This is a genomic window from Streptomyces sp. NPDC002851 (assembly GCF_053591935.1).
In genome coordinates this window covers 64,319-80,938 of sequence record NZ_JBSFUT010000004.1, presented here as the reverse complement: position 1 = coordinate 80,938, position 16,620 = coordinate 64,319, and the positions used below count along the sequence as shown (strand labels likewise).

The 16,620-nt window shown below is 71.7% G+C and carries 15 protein-coding genes and 1 pseudogene; 7 read left to right on the top strand and 9 right to left on the bottom strand.

From position 1 onward, the window contains the following. Nucleotides 1-6 precede the first annotated feature (6 nt). Both ACWD10_RS05720 and ACWD10_RS05715 read right to left on the bottom strand, forming a co-directional pair. Complete coding sequence (locus ACWD10_RS05720) at nt 7-1,197, bottom strand: acyl-CoA dehydrogenase family protein (RefSeq protein WP_451087378.1); 1,191 nt, start codon at nt 1,195-1,197, stop codon at nt 7-9. Between the two features lie 152 nt (nt 1,198-1,349). Beyond that, nucleotides 1,350-2,480: a DUF5954 family protein gene (locus tag ACWD10_RS05715; protein ID WP_451087376.1), complete on the bottom strand. Its 1,131-nt coding sequence runs from the start codon at nt 2,478-2,480 to the stop codon at nt 1,350-1,352. 105 nt (nt 2,481-2,585) lie between these two features. On the opposite strand from ACWD10_RS05715, the gene ACWD10_RS05710 reads away from it, so the two are divergent. Next, nucleotides 2,586-3,083 carry a DoxX family protein gene (locus tag ACWD10_RS05710; RefSeq protein WP_451087374.1) on the top strand — a complete coding sequence of 166 codons (498 nt, stop codon included), beginning with the start codon at nt 2,586-2,588 and terminating at the stop codon, nt 3,081-3,083. Here the strand turns inward: ACWD10_RS05710 and ACWD10_RS05705 are convergent. The 5 genes and pseudogenes from ACWD10_RS05705 to merA all read right to left on the bottom strand — a co-directional run bounded on the left by ACWD10_RS05705 (nt 3,050) and on the right by merA (nt 8,374). After that, nucleotides 3,050-4,249 carry a magnesium and cobalt transport protein CorA gene (locus ACWD10_RS05705; protein WP_451087372.1) on the bottom strand — a complete coding sequence of 400 codons (1,200 nt, stop codon included), beginning with the start codon at nt 4,247-4,249 and terminating at the stop codon, nt 3,050-3,052. The genes ACWD10_RS05710 and ACWD10_RS05705 overlap by 34 nt on opposite strands. Nucleotides 4,250-4,384: 135 nt before the next feature. Next, nucleotides 4,385-5,002 (bottom strand): hypothetical protein, encoded by a 618-nt coding sequence (locus tag ACWD10_RS05700; protein WP_451087370.1) that lies wholly within the window; start codon nt 5,000-5,002, stop codon nt 4,385-4,387. After that, a pseudogene (locus ACWD10_RS05695) lies at nt 4,999-5,981 on the bottom strand (DUF3179 domain-containing protein). The gene ACWD10_RS05700 and the pseudogene ACWD10_RS05695 overlap by 4 nt, the downstream one beginning before the upstream one ends. Before the next feature lie 107 nt (nt 5,982-6,088). Beyond that, entirely contained in the window at nt 6,089-6,736 is a 648-nt protein-coding gene (gene merB, locus ACWD10_RS05690) for an organomercurial lyase MerB (protein WP_451087368.1), read from the bottom strand. 195 nt (nt 6,737-6,931) lie between these two features. After that, complete coding sequence (merA, locus tag ACWD10_RS05685) at nt 6,932-8,374, bottom strand: mercury(II) reductase (RefSeq protein ID WP_451087366.1); 1,443 nt, start codon at nt 8,372-8,374, stop codon at nt 6,932-6,934. 131 nt (nt 8,375-8,505) lie between these two features. On the opposite strand from merA, the gene ACWD10_RS05680 reads away from it, so the two are divergent. Beyond that, the gene (locus tag ACWD10_RS05680; RefSeq protein ID WP_451087364.1) at nt 8,506-8,868 is read left to right on the top strand and encodes an ArsR/SmtB family transcription factor; all 363 of its coding nucleotides are present in this window, start codon (nt 8,506-8,508) and stop codon (nt 8,866-8,868) included. On the opposite strand, the gene ACWD10_RS05675 is transcribed toward ACWD10_RS05680, so the two are convergent. Then, nucleotides 8,843-9,289 carry a hypothetical protein gene (locus ACWD10_RS05675; RefSeq protein WP_451087362.1) on the bottom strand — a complete coding sequence of 149 codons (447 nt, stop codon included), beginning with the start codon at nt 9,287-9,289 and terminating at the stop codon, nt 8,843-8,845. The two genes, ACWD10_RS05680 and ACWD10_RS05675, sit on opposite strands and share 26 nt — an antisense overlap. Nucleotides 9,290-9,374: 85 nt before the next feature. Further along, nucleotides 9,375-10,154 carry a class I SAM-dependent methyltransferase gene (locus ACWD10_RS05670; protein ID WP_451087360.1) on the bottom strand — a complete coding sequence of 260 codons (780 nt, stop codon included), beginning with the start codon at nt 10,152-10,154 and terminating at the stop codon, nt 9,375-9,377. 233 nt (nt 10,155-10,387) lie between these two features. On the opposite strand from ACWD10_RS05670, the gene ACWD10_RS05665 reads away from it, so the two are divergent. From ACWD10_RS05665 to ACWD10_RS05645, 5 genes are read left to right on the top strand one after another with little or no spacing between them, the layout of a single operon-like run. Beyond that, nucleotides 10,388-11,806, top strand: coding sequence for a dihydrolipoyl dehydrogenase family protein (locus ACWD10_RS05665; RefSeq protein WP_451087358.1), 1,419 nt, complete (start codon nt 10,388-10,390; stop codon nt 11,804-11,806). A gap of 37 nt (nt 11,807-11,843) precedes the next feature. Beyond that, a complete protein-coding gene (locus tag ACWD10_RS05660; protein WP_451087356.1) occupies nt 11,844-13,271 on the top strand; it encodes a radical SAM domain-containing protein in 1,428 nt (475 codons plus the stop codon). After that, nucleotides 13,256-14,044 (top strand): MTAP family purine nucleoside phosphorylase, encoded by a 789-nt coding sequence (locus tag ACWD10_RS05655; RefSeq protein ID WP_451087354.1) that lies wholly within the window; start codon nt 13,256-13,258, stop codon nt 14,042-14,044. Before ACWD10_RS05660 ends, ACWD10_RS05655 begins: the two co-directional genes overlap by 16 nt. Next, a complete protein-coding gene (locus ACWD10_RS05650) occupies nt 14,041-14,838 on the top strand; it encodes a TIGR04283 family arsenosugar biosynthesis glycosyltransferase (protein WP_451087352.1) in 798 nt (265 codons plus the stop codon). The genes ACWD10_RS05655 and ACWD10_RS05650 overlap by 4 nt, the downstream gene beginning before the upstream one ends. Nucleotides 14,839-14,878: 40 nt before the next feature. After that, nucleotides 14,879-16,588 (top strand): radical SAM protein, encoded by a 1,710-nt coding sequence (locus ACWD10_RS05645; RefSeq protein WP_451087350.1) that lies wholly within the window; start codon nt 14,879-14,881, stop codon nt 16,586-16,588. Nucleotides 16,589-16,620 lie beyond the last annotated feature (32 nt).

Genomic DNA, 16,620 nt, shown 5'->3' with positions numbered 1-16,620 from the left:
TGCACGTTAACGCCGTACGCGCGGCATACCCAGGCCGATCCAGGAGATGATTTCGCGCTGGATCTCGTTGTTGCCGCCACCGAAGGTGAAGATCACGGCGGAGCGGTAGCCGCGCTCGAGTTCGCCGTGGAGCACCGCTCCGGCGGAGCCCTCCTTGAGCGGCCCGGCGGCCCCGGCCACCTCCATCAGCCAGGCGTACGCGTCGCGGCGCGCCTCGGAGCCGTACACCTTGACGGCGGAGGCGTCCTGCGGGGTGAGGGTGCCGTCCTGGACGGCGTGCACCATCTGCCAGTTGAGCAGTTTCATCGCGTCGAGCCTGGCGTGGGTGCGGGCGAGGCGCTGTTTGACCCAGCCGAGGTCGAGGACGCGACGGCCGTCGGCGAGCTTGGTCTGCGCGGCCCAGCGCTGGACGTCGTGCAGGGCGCGGATCGCCATGGTGCCGTGGGCGGCGAGGGTGACCCGCTCGTGGTTGAGCTGGTTGGTGATCAGGCGCCAGCCCTTGTTCTCCTCGCCGACGCGGCGGCTGACCGGCACCCGGATGTTCTCGTAGTAGCTGGCCGTGGTGTCGTGCGAGGCGAGGGTGTTGATCACGGTGCAGGAGTAGCCGGGCTCGGAGGTCGGCACGAGGAGCATGGTGATGCCCTTGTGCGGCGGGGCCTCCGGATCGGTGCGGACGGCGAGCCAGACCCAGTCGGCGGTGTCGCCGTTGGTGGTCCAGATCTTCTGCCCGTTGACCGTGTAGTGGCCGGTGGCCTCGTCCCCGTCGCGTACGGCCCTGGTCTTCAGGGCGGCGAGGTCGGTACCGGCGTCCGGCTCGCTGTAGCCGATGGCGAAGTCGATCTCGCCGGAGAGGATCCGCGGCAGGAAGTACGCCTTCTGCTCGTCGGTGCCGAACTGCATCAGCGTCGGGCCGACGGTGTTGAGGGCCATCAGTGGCAGCGGCACCCCGGCCTGGGCGGCCTCGTCGAAGAAGATGAACTGCTCCATGGGCGTCAGGCCCCGGCCCCCGTACTCCTCCGGCCACCCCACCCCCAGCCAGCCGTCGGCGCCGAGCCGCCGGATCGTCTCGCGGTAGAACCGCTTCTGCTCGCCGGGGTCGTCGTAGCGGGCGTGGGCATGGTCCGGCACCAGTTCGGCGAAGTACGCACGCAGCTCGGCGCGCAACTGCTGCTGCTCGGGCGTGTATTCGAGGTGCACGACCCCTCCAGGCGGCTTCGGACGGTCCACGGTCCTGCGGCGGCGCACACAGTAGAACGTGTTCCAAGAATCCGGAAGACCCGGGGCGGGGTGAGGCCCGGGGCGGGGCCGATGGCGGGACGGGACGGGGCGAGGCGAGGCGCGGGGCGAGTTCAGCTCCGCCGCCGCTTCTCGTTCGCCCTGCGCTCCTTGGCCGCCGCCCGACGTGCCTCCTCCTGCTCCCACAACTCCTTCAACTCAAGGGTTCGCTCGTCGAGTTCGAGCGGCTCGTCCTCTTTCTTCCACAGACCCTGCTCTTTGAGCTGCCGCGTCTGGACCTCGACGGGAGGTTCCGGATCGAAGTCACTGGGACGTGGGCCCTCCGGGCCGTCGGGGCCGACCCGGATCAGCCGCTCGACCCGGGTGATCCGGAACCGGCGCCCGCCCACACTCAGACTGTTGCCGCGCTTCGCGTCCAGATCGTCGGCCGCTCGCGCGTACTCCGCCCGCTCCGCCTTCGAGAGCTGCAACGTGAACGGGCCCATGACCCGCAACCACCCGGCCAGACTGTCCCGGGCCCCCTGCGGCGTGGCGGACGTGGCCCCCGGGTCGTGTGCCTTCCAGCGGCCGTCCACCCGCTCGGACACCATGAATTCGGCGGGCAGCAGCACACCACCCGGGTACCTCTCGACGGCACGCAGCGCGTCCTCCCGCATCTCCGCGCCCATGTCGGGAGAGGTTCCGATGAACCGTACGAGGTCCAGCTTCAGCAGGCCGTCGGACAGCCCGGTGCTGACGTACGGGTCGACGACGAAACCCTTGGTCCGGGAGGGCACTTGGTACGCCTCGCCGACCTCCCCAGGGTCCGGGTCGGAGGGACGCGGCGGCTCCGGACCACTGCGGCCCATGCGAATGAAGCGCGCGGCGCGCACGATCCGGAGCCGCTCGCCGCACACCCGGAGTTCGTCGACGACCTCCCGGTCCATCCGCAACGCCGCCGCCATCCACTTCTTCCGGGCCTTGGCGTCACCGGCGTCCTCGGCCCCCTTGGCGCGCTTGCGGAAATACGACCCCAAGGTGTCCCGGGCGGCCTGCGGTGTGTCGTTGCCGTACTCGGACAACTCCCAGCCCCCGGCGTCGAGTTCCCTCGCGTGGAAGTACTCCGCAAGCCCGACCCCCATCAGATTCGGATAACGCTCCCGCGCCTGCCACGCCTCCTGCTCGGCGAAGGCCGCGATGGGTCCCTCCTGCGGGGCGACCCGGAAGGTGAGATAGCCGGGCACCCTGTCCTCGTAACCGGTCATGCACTCAATGTGCTCGAACCGGAGGCGCCTGCGCTGGGAAACCCGGAAACACACGAGACGCTATCGCCACCCGATACGTCTCCGAAGACAGCGAGGCATCGCCGTATGACCCTGCTCAGCGCCTGGCCGTCCCGACCGGCCGCGACCAGCGCACCCTCCGCGGTCGTTCTGATCCGCCTCTACGTCGGGGCGGTCTTCCTCTTCGAGGGCATCCAGAAGTTCCTCTACCCCGACGAGCTCGGCACCGGCCGGTTCGACAAGGCCGGTATTCCGGCTCCTGGCTTCTTCGCGCCCCTGGACGGGGTGTTCGAGATCGTCTGTGGTCTGCTGCTCCTGGCCGGACTGTTCACCCGGCTCGCCGCCGTCCCCATGATCGTGAACATGCTCGGCGCGCTGCTCATCACGAAACTGCCGATCCTGTGGGGCGAAGCCCCGCTGTTCGAGGGCGAGTCCGGGTGGTGGGACTTCATCCACGAGTCCCGCACCGATCTGGCTCAGCTGTGCGGGAGCCTCTTTCTGTTCCTGGTCGGCGCCGGGGCCTACTCGCTCGACGCGCGGTTGTTGGCGGGTCAGAGCCAGTTGCGGCGTTTGAAGGCGAGGTAGAGGCTGACGCAGACGAGGGCCATCAGGGCGATGGAGAACGGGTAGCCGAGGATCCAGGCGAGCTCGGGCATGTGGACGAAGTTCATGCCGTAGATCGTGCCGATCAGGGTGGGGGCGAAGAGGATGGCGGCCCAGGCGGAGATCTTCTTGATCTCGTCGTTCTGGGCGTTGGCGGCCTCGGCGAGCTGTCGCGTCTTCTCGTTCTGGGCCTGGGAGACGAGGGTGGAGTTGACGGTGAGGATGCTGTCCAGCATCTGGCGGAAGCCGTCGACGCGTTCGGCGACGGTGGTGGCGTGGTCGGCCACGTCGCGCAGGTAGCGGCGGAGTTCCTCGTCGGTGCCGTACTTGTCGAATCCGGCCTCCAGGTCCCGCATGATCGTCAGCAGCGGGCGGGCCGCGCGCTGGAACTCGATGACCTCGCGGGACAGTTCGTAGATGCGGCGGGAGACGGCGGGGTCCATGCTGAAGACCTCGGTCTCGATCTCGTCGATGTCGTTCTGGAGCCCGGCGATGACCGGGGCATAGCTGTCGACGACCGCGTCGAGGATCGCGTACAACACCGCTTCGGGACCGAGGGCGAGCAGCTCGGGGTCCTGCTCCAGGCGGTGGCGTACCGCGCGCAGGTCGGGGGCCTGGGAGTGGCGCACGGTCAGCACGAAGTCGGGGCCGATGAACAGGTGGATCTCCCCGAAGTCGACCTCTTCGGTCTCGTCCAGGTAGCGGGCCGCTTTGAGGACGACGAACAGGGTGTCGCCGTAGCGTTCGAGTTTGGGTCGCTGGTGGGCGACGATGGCGTCCTCGACGGCCAGCTCGTGCAGGTCGAACCGTTCGGCGGCGGCGTGGAGTTGGGCCTCGGCGGGGCGGTACAGGCCGATCCAGGCCATGGTGCCGTGCTCGCCGGGCAGCCGCCGGTAGATGTCGGACAACGAGGTGGGCGACGCGAGCCGATGCCCGTTCCGGTACAGGGCGGCATCCACCACGCTGCGTTCCAGGGACACCCCGGCGGGTTCAGGGGCTTCCTCCTCGGCGCGACGCGGGTCCATCGCGTGCTCGGGCGCGGCCGCCGGTGCACCGCCGGGCTCGGGTGCGCTGGGCGTGCGGCGGATCGACTGCTTGCTCGTACGGTGCTTGCTTGCGCGTGCCGCGCGCCCACGCCAGTCGGACATACCGGGGCCTCCTGGGATCTATGACGCCTTTGGGGTCAGGCTAATGCCCTGCCCTCGGCGTCACGCCGCGCCGCGAGAGGCGTGGGTGCGGGTCCCGGCGTGCGCGGGACGCGCGCGGGCCCCACCCGTCCTGCGTCAGCTCCGTAGCCGCCGTGCGCCCCACACCAGGGCGGTGCTCAGGAGCAGCAAGCTCAGTGGATAGAAGACGGGCCGCAGCGGGGTGACGAAGGGCAGGACGGCGGCGGCCGTGCCGGTTCCCAGGGCGAGCAGGAACGCCGGGACGCAGCAGGCGAACCCGAGCAGCAGCGCGGGCAGCGCGCCGAGCAGCCCGCCGAAGCCGCGCCCCCGACGGCGTACCGGCACCGGGCACACGGCCTCGTCGCGCGTGGCCAGGGCGACGGCCACGGTGCAGGCGGCGAGACCGGCGACGACGGCGCCGAGCAGCACGTTGACCGGGCTGACGAACAGCACGGCGACCGGTGTGCGGACCGCCGCGACGGGCTCGAACAGATAGGGCGCGCGCGTCTCGAAGGCCCGCTCCCACCCGGCGAACTGACCCGCCCAGCGGCCGTGCGCCCCGAAGACCACATCCCCAATGGCGGTCAGGTAGAGCCCGAGCAGTACGGCCACCACCGCGAGTGCCACGAGACGGCGACGGGAGTCACGCAGTGCAAGGCGAACGCGCGCGGGCGTGGCCGTCACCGCGTCCCACACGTCTCCGGCCCGGGCCAGTGCGGCCACCGCGCGGTTCATCGCAGGACCTCGGTGTCCGGGTGGAAGGCGTACCAGGCGAACCACATGGCGTCGAAGGCCTCGGCGGGCTTGCCGTCGGCGGTGACGCGTGCGGTGCCGAGCCGTTCGTCCCACTCGGCGACGACCGTGGCACCGCCCGCCTCGAAGCGCACCCGCCCCTCGCGCTCGATCCGTTCCTTGTCCACGGCGGTCCGCTGGTCCCCCACGCGGACGCCGACCACCACGTCCTTGTCGGCGAACCGGGCCTTCGCGTCGCGGGCGAGCACCGGGAAGACGGGGCCGCCCTCCTGGTAGTAGCCCGAGTCACCCGTATAGGAGCCGTAGGGGTCGGTGCCGTAGTCGCGCAGATGGCCGGTGTCGGTCGAGAGCACCTCGGTGCCGGGGTGGGCCGTGCGCCACTCGCCCCACGTCGTCCACTGCAGTGGCCGCGTGCCGAGCTTCTGGCCCTTCCGCTCGCCGGTGATCGCGACGCCGGTGAGCTGTGGCCAGGTCGAATCCGTCTCCCGGTCGTACATCACGAGGTTGGAGTTGACGAGGCTGCCGGTGGTGCCGAAGGTGAGCTGCGCGCCGTCCGGCGGTCCGGTGAAGGCGATGGCGGTGCCGGTGAGCGGGCAGTAGGTGACAGCCAGCGCCGGCCGTCCACCCGGTCGTTGACGATCTCGTGCCAGACGAGCACCTGCTGCGGATAGGCGCGGAACCCGCCCTTGTGCGCGAGGCCGAAGACGGGTTCGTCGTCGTCGAGGAAGTCCGCCTGGCCCGCCTTGACGAACTTCGGCTCGTCGATCGACGGAATCCCGTCCTTGCCCGGTCCGCCGGAGACGACGCTCGCGGCGAGCCGCTCGAGGGACGCCGGACCGGGAGTCTGTGGCGCCTCCACCGCGGGCGGCCGCTCCGGACCGCTGAGGGCGTCCCAGGCGACGTACCCGCCGCCGGTCCCGAGCCCCACGAGCGCGGCCACCACCCCGGCACCCTTGAGCATCTGTCGCCTGTTGTACGTCCGCTGCTCACCCATGAGGCACTCCTCGGGTCGCCCCTTGAGGGAACCCGGTGGATCCGGGGCGGATTTCCATCGCGCCCTGATCCGGACTACCGCTGGGCTCGGCCCTCAGGGGTGCTGTCCGCGAGGACCAGGTCGAGCAGGGGCCGCGCGGCCTGGTACGCCTCGGCCACCGGCAGGACGCGCGCGTCCGGATGCTCGGTGAGCCAGTCCTTCGCGGCCTCCGCGCTGATGAAGAAATGGCTCTGGTCGCAGAACGAGGTACGCACCGAGGCCGACGCGTCAGGGGCGACCAGGGAGACCACGGCCGTGGCGGGCGCCAAGCCGGTGGGGCCGTCCGGGGTCGCGGTCAGGCGTACCGGCTCCCCGGTCGCGCGGCAGGGAGAGGTCACCTTCGCGTCCCGGCCGAGGATGGCGGGGAAGACCAGGGTGTCGAGGGCGCACCAGGTGTAGAAGGTGCGGCCGTTGGTCTCGTAGCGGTGCGGGGTGGGGTTGAAGGTCAGGCCGAGGCCGATGATGCGGCCCTCGGCGTCGTACTCGGCGTCCGGCATCGCCGCCAGCGCGGCGCGGATCTCTGCTTCGGTCCGTCCGGCCTCCGCGGCGAGCCGGGCGATGGTGACCGGCTCGCCGGTCACGAGGAGGTTCTGCACGGGGCGAAGCAGCGGGAAGTTGACGCCGGGAGCGCGCCTGACCGCTTCGAGCAAGCGGGTGGCGAACTGCCGGGTTTCGGTGTTCACGGCGGACTCCTTCCGGGTCGGTGGGTCCGATGGTCCGATGCGTGCGACCGTAGGGTCTGCTCCCGGGGTGAGGGTCAAGCCTTGACTGGCGCAGGTTCTTGATCGGTACGCCGGTACGGCGGGACGGCGGGACAGTTGTCCGACGGTCATGGTCGTACGGGTCCGTTCCCTGGGCATGAACGTCACTCCCCTCTCTCAGCTGGCGCAGCAGGACAGCTTCGCCACGTCCGCCGTATAGGTCTGGGCGGCGAGCTTCAGGGCCTCGGTCATGGTCAGGTACGGGGCCCACGTGCGGGCGAGCTGCTCGACGGTCAGGCCCGCGGTGATCGCGTACGTGGCGGCGGTGATCAGGTCACCGGCGCCCTCGGCGACCGCGTGCACGCCGAGCAGGCGGCCGGTGCCCGCCTCGGCCACGAGCTTGATCAGGCCACGGGTGTCCCGGTTGGCGAGCGCCCGCGGCACGTACGCCAGATCCAGGGTGCGGCAGTCGCAGCGCAGCCCGGACTCGATCGCCTGGGCGTCGGTCATGCCGACGGCGGCGATGGCCGGGCTGGTGAAGGTGACCCGGGGCAGGGCGGTGTAGTCCAGGGTGCGGCCCGCGTCCGCGAGGGCGTTGTCGGCGGCCAGGGTGCCGTGGGCGGCGGCCACGTACACGAACTGCGGGCCTCCGGTGACGTCGCCCGCGGCCCAGATCCGGGGGTTGCTGGTGCGCAGATATTCGTCCACGACCACCTCGCCCCGGGGGCCGGTCCGCACGCCGACCCGCTCCAGACCCAGACCGGCGGTGGCGGGGCGGCGGCCGGTCGCGAGCAGCAGCCGCTCGGCACGCAGCTCGGTCCCGGCATCGCTCTCCGCGGTGCGCACGGTGACGGCTGTCCCGTCCGGTCCGCCGCTGACGCGGAGGACGGTGGCGCCGGTGTGCACGGCGATGCCCTCGTCCCGGAAGACCTCCTCGATGGCGGCGGAGACTTCCGGTTCCTCGAACGGAGCGAGCCGCTCCAGCGCCTCGATCACGGTGACGGTGGTGCCGAGGCGGGCGAAGAGCTGGGCCTGTTCCAGGCCGACGGCGTTGCCGCCGATCACGATCATCGACTCCGGTAGCGCGGCGAGCTCCATGGCCGTGGTCGAGGTCAGGTAACCGGCCTCGTCCAGGCCGTCGACCGGGGGCGCCCACGGTACGGATCCGGTGGCGATCAGGTAGTGGGCGGCCTCGATCCGCCGCGTACCGCCGTCGTGCAGCGCGACGTGCAGGGCCGGGGTCTCGGTGTCGCCGGTGAAGGCGGCGGTGCCGTACCCGAGCTCGAAGCCGTAACCGGCCGCGAGCTCAAGGTACTTCTCGCCGCGCAGCCGCTCGACGAGGGCGTCCTTGCCACCGATCAGGTCCGCAAAGCCCACCGGTACGTCGGGCGCCGTCAGGCCCGGGAAGCGTCCGGCCGTGGCCGCGGTGTGCCGGGCGTCGGCGGCGGCGAGGAGCGCCTTGGAGGGCACACAGCCGACGTTCACGCAGGTGCCGCCGACGGTGTCGCGCTCCACCATCACGACCCGCTTGTCCTCCTTGGCCGCGGCGATGGCGGCGGCGAAGGCCGCCGAGCCCGAGCCGATGACGGCGAGGTCGAAGCCGGATTCCGTCCTGGTCACGCGTGCGCCTCCGGTCTCCTGGGCCCCGGAGCGGGACCGATTCCTATACGACTTCTATACGCCTTGCCGAATAACTCAACACGTCCATACTATTCGGATAGGCGAATAGCGCCAAGGAAAGGAGGCATCTCGTGCCCCACGCACCCACCACCCCCGCAGCACCCGAAGTCGCGGCGGCCCCGTGCACGCACCTGGACGCCACGGCCCGGTTCTTCCGTGCCCTGTCCGACCCGACGCGCTTGAAGCTCCTCGAGTTCATCCTGGCCGCAGAGCGCACCGCGGCCGAGTGCGTGGCGCACGCCGGTATCTCGCAGCCACGCGTGTCGGTGCATCTGTCCTGCCTCGCCGACTGCGGCTACGTGGTCGCCCGCCGCGACGGCCGCAAACTGCGCTACTCCGTCGGCGACCCGCGCGTGGCCGACCTGATCGTCCTGGCCCGCTCCCTGGCCGCGACCAACGCCACCGCCCTCACCTGCTGCTCCCGCATCCCTTAGGCGTCCGGGCGCTCGCCTGCCGATTCATCCAGCAGCAGGCGGATGCCGTACCGCTCTCGCCTCCGGCGGCCGGGTCGGCAGGGGTGCACGGAAACAGGCCGAAGTGCGTGGACTTGTCGCCCGTGACCGTGAAGTGGGGTGCGTAGCGGGTGTGTTGGAGCATGTCGGCGGTGTTGCCGCAGACCAGCATCGGCTTGCCGGTGCGGAAGCGGTGGTGGTCGTCCAGATCGAAGGCGTGCGGCTGCTCGGGGATGCCGCCGCGGTAGACGGCGACCTGGCCGTAGTCCTCGCAGCGGTCCTCCAAGGGGAGCTTGAAGGCGCGGACGGTACGGGACGTGAAGTGCGCGAAGCCGATCTTCCGCTCGATCTCCGGGTCATCGAGCGTGACCGGGGTGGCGGCGGAGCGGTGGCCGTGCAGCACGCACTGGTCTTCAGGTCCTCGGTCGAGGCGAGCACCCTGCCGTAGTAGTCCTTGACCGCTTGCTCGACCGGGACCGTATGCGTATTCATGTCGCCTCCTGCCGACCGTACGAGGGGGGAAGTTCGGCCACGACGCGGCGCAGCGGCAGCTCCAGGCGCCGTCCGGGGCGGGCCCAGCGGGCCAGCGAGCGGCGGGCGGCCGTCGCGCGGCGGGCCGTGAGTCCGGGCAGATAGAGCGCGTCGGCCAGCAGGGCGGCCGCCTCCGCCGATTCGAGGGCGAGGGTGAAGACCCGGCGCTCGTCGGAGTGCACCCGGAAGCCCGCCTCCCGCAGCAGCCCGGCGAGGTGGTCGCGGGCGCGGGGGTTGGGCCAGGGCTGGCGCACGGTGCGCAGGGCGCCCATCACTCGGGCCCAGCCGAGGATCCCGGCGGCGGAGAGCCCCGACTGAGCGGGCACCAGGGCCGCGAGCGTGCCGCCCGGCCGCAGCACGCGCCGCAGTTCGCCGAGCACACCGGGCAGCGGGGTGAGAACGGGCAGGCACATGGCGGCGCATACGGTGTCGACGGTCGCCGAAGGCACGGGCAGCGCATCGGCACGCGCCCGCACCAGCGGAGTACGACCGGCCAGGGCCGCCGCGGCCAGCTCACCCGCCGAGGAGTCCACGCCGAGCCAGCGAGCGCGCGGCAGCAGCTCGCGCGTGGGCGCCGAACCGCAGGCCAGATCGAGCACGAAGCCCGGTTCGGCGGGAAGCGCGTCGGTCAACCATGCGTACGGAGAGGCATCGGCGAGGCGGAAGAGCCGTTCCGTGATGCCGGGCCGGGAGTCGTGGTAGGCGGTGACGTAGCGCTGCCAGTCCCATTCGTCCATCGCGCCTCCCTGTAACTCCGTACGCCTGGTTCCGCCGAGTCTGGCGTCATGCTCTGCGCACCCTGCCGGAAACCCTGTTCGCTCCCCGTGGCATTCCGTACAGGACACGCCGACCCGGGGCCGCGAGAGCCGGTTCACGGAGCCGCCGGGGAAAAACTGGGCGCGAAGGGAAGGGCGCTGCCCTCGCGGCGGGTTCCCTTCAGACCGAGAGAGCCGGAGAAGGACCGTCACCCATGAGCACAGACAGCGGATACGACCTCGTGGTCATCGGCGGCGGCAGCGCCGGTCTGACCGCGGCCCGCACGGCCGGGCGGCTCGGCGCCCGCACGCTGCTCGTCGAGCGGGACCGGCTCGGCGGTGACTGTCTGTGGACGGGGTGCGTGCCGAGCAAGGCCCTCCTCCACGTGGCGTCCGAGGTGCACGCCGCGCGCCGCGTCGGCGCGTACGGTCTGCCGACGGCCGACGGCCCGGTCGACTTGTCGGCGGTGATGGCGCACGTCAAGGGCGCGATCGCGGCGATCGAACCGCACGACTCGGCCGATTCTCTGGCCCCGCTGGGCGTCGAAGTGGCCTACGGTCCGGCGGTGTTCACCGGGCCCCGCGGTCTGCGCGCCGGGGAACGGGAGGTCGGCTTCCGGTACGCCCTGGTGGCCACCGGTTCTTCGCCGTCCCTGGCGCCGGTGCCGGGTCTTGCCGAGGCCGACCCGCTGACCAGCGACACCGTCTGGCAACTCGCCGAGCTGCCGGACCGGTTGGTGGTGCTCGGCGGCGGCCCGGTCGGCTGCGAGCTGGGGCAGGCGTTCGCGCGGCTCGGCTCGCGGGTCACGCTCGTGGAGGCGTTGGAGCGGCTGCTTCCGGGCGAGGAGCCGCGCGCCTCGCAACTGCTCGAGGAGCGCCTGGAGGCCGAAGGCGTCACGGTCCTGACCGGCCACCGCGCCGAGAGGATCGCCGACGGCGCGCTGCACGGTCCGGGCGGCCCCGTCCCGTACGACCGGCTGCTCGCCGTCACCGGACGGCGCGCCAACACCGCCGGGCTCGGCCTGGAGGCCGCCGGGGTACGTCTGGGCGAGCGCGGGCAGATCGAGACCGACGCCCGGCTGCGTACCACCAACTCCCGCATCTACGCGGCCGGGGACGTGACCGGAAAGTCCGCCTTCACGCACCTGGGCGGCACCCAGGGCGCGGCCGCGGCCGTCGAAGCGCTGCTCGGGGTGCGCCGCCCGATCGCCTACGGCGCGGTGCCCTGGGTGACCTTCACCGATCCCGAGATCGCCCGGGTCGGTCTCACGGCCGCCGAGGCGCGCACGCGGTACGGCGACACGGTGCGGGTGCGCTCCCTTGACCACGACCGGGTGGACCGTGCGGTCACCGACGGCCGTACCGAGGGCTTCACCAGCCTCGTCCTCGACCCGCGCGGAAGGATCGTGGGCGCCACCGTGGCCGCCCCGCGTGCCGGGGAGACCATCGCCCACCTGGCCACGGCCGTACGGCTCGGCTGGACGCCGTCCCAGTACGCCAGGACCGTGCACCCGTACCCGACGTACGCGGACGGGCCCTGGCACGCCGCGCTCAGCGACGTCCACGCCCGCCTCTTCCGGGGCCGCACGGCCACGGGAGCGCTGCTCGGGCTGCGCAGGAGAGTGCGGCCATGACGGACCCGACCACAGGCAGAAAGCAGGACGCACACTGATGGGACTCGTGGCACGACTGCGTGCCTTGGAACGCGCCAGCCGCCCCTACGACGCGGAATTCACCGAGGCGATGGAGCGCCGCTGGGCCGAACTGCCGCAGGCCGCGCGGACGCCGGGACAGGTCATCGGCCGGCACGGGGTGGGCTGCGAGGGCACGCACGGCGTGTTCCCCCGGTGCAACCTCAAGTGCACGCCCTGCTACCACTCCCGCGACGCCAACCAGGTACGCGTCGACGGCACCCACACCCGCGAGCAAGTCACCGCCCAAATGGGACTGTTCCGGCGGCTGCGCGGGCCGCGGGCGCACACCCAGCTGATCGGCGGCGAGGTCAGCCTGCTGCCGCCCGACGACCACGCCGCCGCCCTCGCCGTCATGCGTGAGCACGGCCGCGAGCCCATGAGCTTCACGCACGGCGACTTCGACTACACGTACCTGAAGCGGCTCGCCCTCGGCCCGGACGGAAAGAGACGCTTCGACCGGCTGTCCTTCGCCGCGCACTTCGACAAGTTCATGTACGGGCGGCGCGGCATCGAACGCCCGCCCAGCGAGCGGGCGTTGGACCCGTACCGGCGGCGGTTCGCCGCGATGTTCGCCCGTCTCGAGCACGCGCACGGAGTGCGGTACTTCCTCGCCCACAACATGACCGTCACGCCCGGCAACCTCGACGAGGTCGCCGGAGTGATCCGCGCCAACCACGCCGCCGGGTACGGCATGTTCTCCTTCCAGCCCGCCGCCTTCCTCGGCGACGAACGCCGCTGGAAGGAGCGGTACCGCGAGGCCACCCCGGACGCGGTGTGGGCCGAGATCGAGCGTGGCGCGGGCACCCGCCTCGACTACGACGTCTTCCACAACGGCGACGTCCGCTGCAACCGCACCGCCTACGGCTTCTACCTGGGCGACCGCTGGTTCCCGTTCCTCGACGGCTCCGACCCGCGCGACCTCGCCGTACGCGACGCCTTCTTCCGCTATCTCGGCAAGGTGAACTTCACGGGTACGCCGCCCGCGCTGCTCGCCGCCAAGCTGGCCCGCATCGCCCTGCGGCATCCGCGCACCCTCTTGGTCACGGTCGGGTGGCTGACGCGGGCGGTACGCCGCGCGGGCCTCGGCAGGCTGCTGCGGCACGGCTTCCGCGTACGCCCGGTCAGCTTCATCATGCACCTGTTCATGGACGCCGAACAGGTCGCCCCGGCCTGGGAGTTGACGCAGCGCGGCGAGACCAGCGAGGACCCCGCGGTGCGCGCCACCCAGGAACGGCTCGCGGCCTGCCAGTACTCCATGGCCCACCCGTCGAGCGGCACGCTCGTACCGGCGTGTGTGCAGCACGCCGTCCTCGACCCGGGCGAGAACGCGGAGCTGCGCAAGCTGCTGCCGATCGTCGACGTCCGCAACACCCTGGGGAGTGAGCAGACATGCGCATCGGAGTGATCACCGGATCGGGCAGCTACGAGTGGCCCCATCTGGACGGCGCGGCCCAGCGGACCATCGCCACGCGGTACGGAGAGGTGCCGGTCACCGAGGGCCGCCTCAAGGACACGGAGATCGTGCAGCTGTCCCGGCACGGCACCGGCCACCAGCGCCTGTCCCACCAGGTCGACCACAAGGCGAACCTGGCGGCGCTGCGCGGCGCGGACGTCGACGGCGTGGTGGCGCTCACGGTCTGCGGCTCGCTCGACCCGGCCGCCCCTCCGGGCTCACTGATCGTCTTCGACGACCTGCATTTCCCCTCCAACCGGCTGCCCGACGGCTCTCCTTGCACCTGGTTCGACGCACCCGGGCAGCCGGGCCGCGGCCACTGGATTTTCGACCGGCCGTTCAGCGAGCCGCTGCGCCGGGGCCTGATCGAGGCGGCGCGTGCGGGGGATGTGCCGGTGGTGGAGCGGGGCGTGTACGGGCACGTGGACGGGCCGCGCTTCAACTCCCGCTCCGAGATCGCCGCCCTGGCCGCGGCCGGCGTCACGGCGGTGAGCCAGACGGCCGGGCCCGAGGTGGTCCTCGCCGGAGAGGCCGAACTCCCCCTCGCCCTGGTCGGGTTCGTCACCGACCACGCCAACGGCGTGACGCCCGAACCGGAGCCGGTCGACGCGCTCCTGACCCGGATGGCGGCCAGCAAACGGATCTTCGCCGACCTGATCGCGCGGACCGTGCCCACCCTGGATGCCCTCGCACCGGCGGGCTTCGTGTACCGGTTCGGCTCATGACCAAGGCGTACGGAGACCGGATGCTGGATGTCTCGATCGTCGTGCCCGTCCTCAACGAGGAAGCCACCGTCCAGGCGGCCCTGGCCCGGCTGTGCCGCGACTTCCCCGACTGCGAGCTCGTGGTCGTCGACGGCGGCTCGACCGACGCCACCCGTGAACTGGCCGCGCCCTTCGGCCAGTTGGTCGAGTCGCCGCGCGGCCGCGCGCGCCAGATGAACGAGGGGGCCCGGCACTGCACCGGCGACGTCCTGTGGTTCGTACACGCCGATACCCGTATCGACCCCGCCGCGCTCGGCCAGATCCGGGCCGCCCTCGCCTCCCCGGAGGTGGTCGGCGGCGGCCTGACGCTGCGCTTCGACCGCCGCTCGCCGGGCCTGAACTACCTGGCGTACACGTCGAACGCGCGCGCCCGCCGACTGCACCATGTCTTCGGCGACCAGGCGATGTTCGTACGGCGCAGCGCCTTCGACGCGCTCGGCGGGTTCCCGGAGCTGCCCATCATGGAGGACCTGGAGATGTCGCGGCGCCTGGCCCGGCGCGGGCGCCTCGCGGTTCTGCCCGCGACGTCCACGGCCTCCGCGCGGCGGCTTGTCGCCCACGGTGTCTGGCGAATGATCGTCTTCATGCAGTACCTGAAGCTGCTCCACTTCGCCGGTGTGGACCCGGACCGGATCCGGCGCCGCTACGCCACCGGGCCGCCCCGGTTCCTCGCCGGACGCTCGCGCTCACGCCGCCGACCGGCCTCTTCCCGCTCCGTCTTCCCCCTCCGTCGGCGACCCACCCGTTCCTCCTGATTCCTTCGTCCCGCACCCGAACCCTTTGGAGACCGAGCCCATGCGCATCGCGGTTTGCGGCGGCCCCTACGGCAACCCGTACGCCCTCCAGGCCTTTGCCGACGACGCTCGCGCGCGCGGCGCCGAGCGCCTGTACTGCCTGGGTGACCTGGGCGGTTTCGGCGCCGAGGTCGACGCCTTGTGGCCGATTCTGACGGCGTACGACATCACGTGCGTGGCGGGCAACTATGACGTGGCGATCGCCCGCGGCGACACCGACTGCGGCTGCGGCTACCGCGACCCCAAGGACAACGAGTTCGCGCAGCTCATCTACGACCACACACTGGCCACCACGAGCCGCGAGTTCGCCGCCTGGATGGGCCAACTACCCATCGAGCGACGGGAGTCCATCGGTCGCTGCGACGTGCACATGGTGCACGGCTCGACCCTGGCCCTCAACGACTTCTGGTGGGATTCCCTGCCGGACGACCAGCACCGCGAGCGGGTACGGGCCTCCGGCGCGGACGTGATCCTGTGCACGCACAGCGGCCTGCCCTGGAAGCGGCGGGTCGACGGCAGCCTCGTCGTGAACGTAGGGGTGCTCGGCAAGCCCGCCAACGACGGGCGCCGCGAGGTCTGGTACGCGCTCCTGGACCTCGACGACGGACAGGCGGCCGCCGAGCTGATCCCGCTCGCGTACGACTGGCGGGCCCAGGCGGCCTCGATGCGCGCGGCCGGGCTTCCGGAGGTGTTCGTCGAGACGATCGAGACCGGCTGGTGGACCACCTGTCTGGAGATCCTGCCTCCGCGCGAGCGCTCACGCGGCCGCTACCACCTCTACCGCTCCACCCTGCCGACCGGCTTCACCCCGGCCGATGTGGGGCATCCCCTGCTCGAAGAGCTCGGACAGGGCTGGGGTTCCGCCGACGCGCCGGGCGCGGAAAGCGGCGACCGGCCCGTGGTACCGCTGTTCGGCAGCGCGTACTTCCCCTCCCGGCTGTGGCTGTACACCAACTTCCACTGCAACCTGGCCTGCGACTACTGCGCCGTCGCCTCGTCCCCCCGGGCCGCTCCGCGCACCCTGACCACCGACGTCTGCCGCGACCTGGTCGACGAGGCGGTCGAGGCGGGCTTCACCGAGTTGTACGTCACCGGCGGCGAGCCCTTCCTCCACCCGGACCTGGTCGGTCTGCTCGACCACGCGTGCGCGCGGCTCCCCACCGTCGTGATGACGAACGCCATGCTGCTGCGCGGCCGCCGCGCCCACGGCCTGGTCGACCTGTCCGGCCGCAAGCTCACCGTGCAGACCTCCCTCGACGGCGCCACCGCCGCCACCCACGACCTGCACCGCGGAGCGGGCTCGTTCGCCCGTACCCTGGACGGCATCCGCCACCTCGTCGACATCGGCCTGCCGCCGCGGGTCGCCCTCACCGAAACCCCGGAGAACGGCCCCGAGATCCCGGCCGTCGCCGCGCTCCTGGCCGAACTGGGGCTCCCCGAGGACCACTTCGCCGTACGGCCGCTGCTGCGCCGGGGCTTCGCGGACACCGGCATCGAGATCGGCGAGGACACCTCCGTACCGGAACTCACCGTCAGCGCGAACGGCCTGCACTGGCACCCCGCCGGGGCCGACGCCGCCACCAGCCCCGACTTCCACCTCGCCCCCGCGGGAACACCCCTGGAGGAGGGGAAACGGCTCGTGACCGAGCGCTTCTTCGCGGCCCGACTCGCGGACGGAACGCTGCCCCGCCCCGTCCACTGCGCCATCTGAATCACCCCGAATCTCCCTGAACCCCCTGAATT

Coding starts and splice junctions, on each gene's coding strand:
- ACWD10_RS05645 (WP_451087350.1), top strand. CDS start 14,879: ATGCGCATCGCGGTTTGCGGCGGCCCCTACGGCAACCCGTACGCCCTC.
- ACWD10_RS05670 (WP_451087360.1), bottom strand. CDS start 10,154: ATGGACGAATGGGACTGGCAGCGCTACGTCACCGCCTACCACGACTCC.
- ACWD10_RS05710 (WP_451087374.1), top strand. CDS start 2,586: ATGACCCTGCTCAGCGCCTGGCCGTCCCGACCGGCCGCGACCAGCGCA.
- ACWD10_RS05665 (WP_451087358.1), top strand. CDS start 10,388: ATGAGCACAGACAGCGGATACGACCTCGTGGTCATCGGCGGCGGCAGC.
- ACWD10_RS05660 (WP_451087356.1), top strand. CDS start 11,844: ATGGGACTCGTGGCACGACTGCGTGCCTTGGAACGCGCCAGCCGCCCC.
- ACWD10_RS05650 (WP_451087352.1), top strand. CDS start 14,041: ATGACCAAGGCGTACGGAGACCGGATGCTGGATGTCTCGATCGTCGTG.
- ACWD10_RS05700 (WP_451087370.1), bottom strand. CDS start 5,002: ATGAACCGCGCGGTGGCCGCACTGGCCCGGGCCGGAGACGTGTGGGAC.
- ACWD10_RS05715 (WP_451087376.1), bottom strand. CDS start 2,480: ATGACCGGTTACGAGGACAGGGTGCCCGGCTATCTCACCTTCCGGGTC.
- ACWD10_RS05705 (WP_451087372.1), bottom strand. CDS start 4,249: ATGTCCGACTGGCGTGGGCGCGCGGCACGCGCAAGCAAGCACCGTACG.
- ACWD10_RS05655 (WP_451087354.1), top strand. CDS start 13,256: ATGCGCATCGGAGTGATCACCGGATCGGGCAGCTACGAGTGGCCCCAT.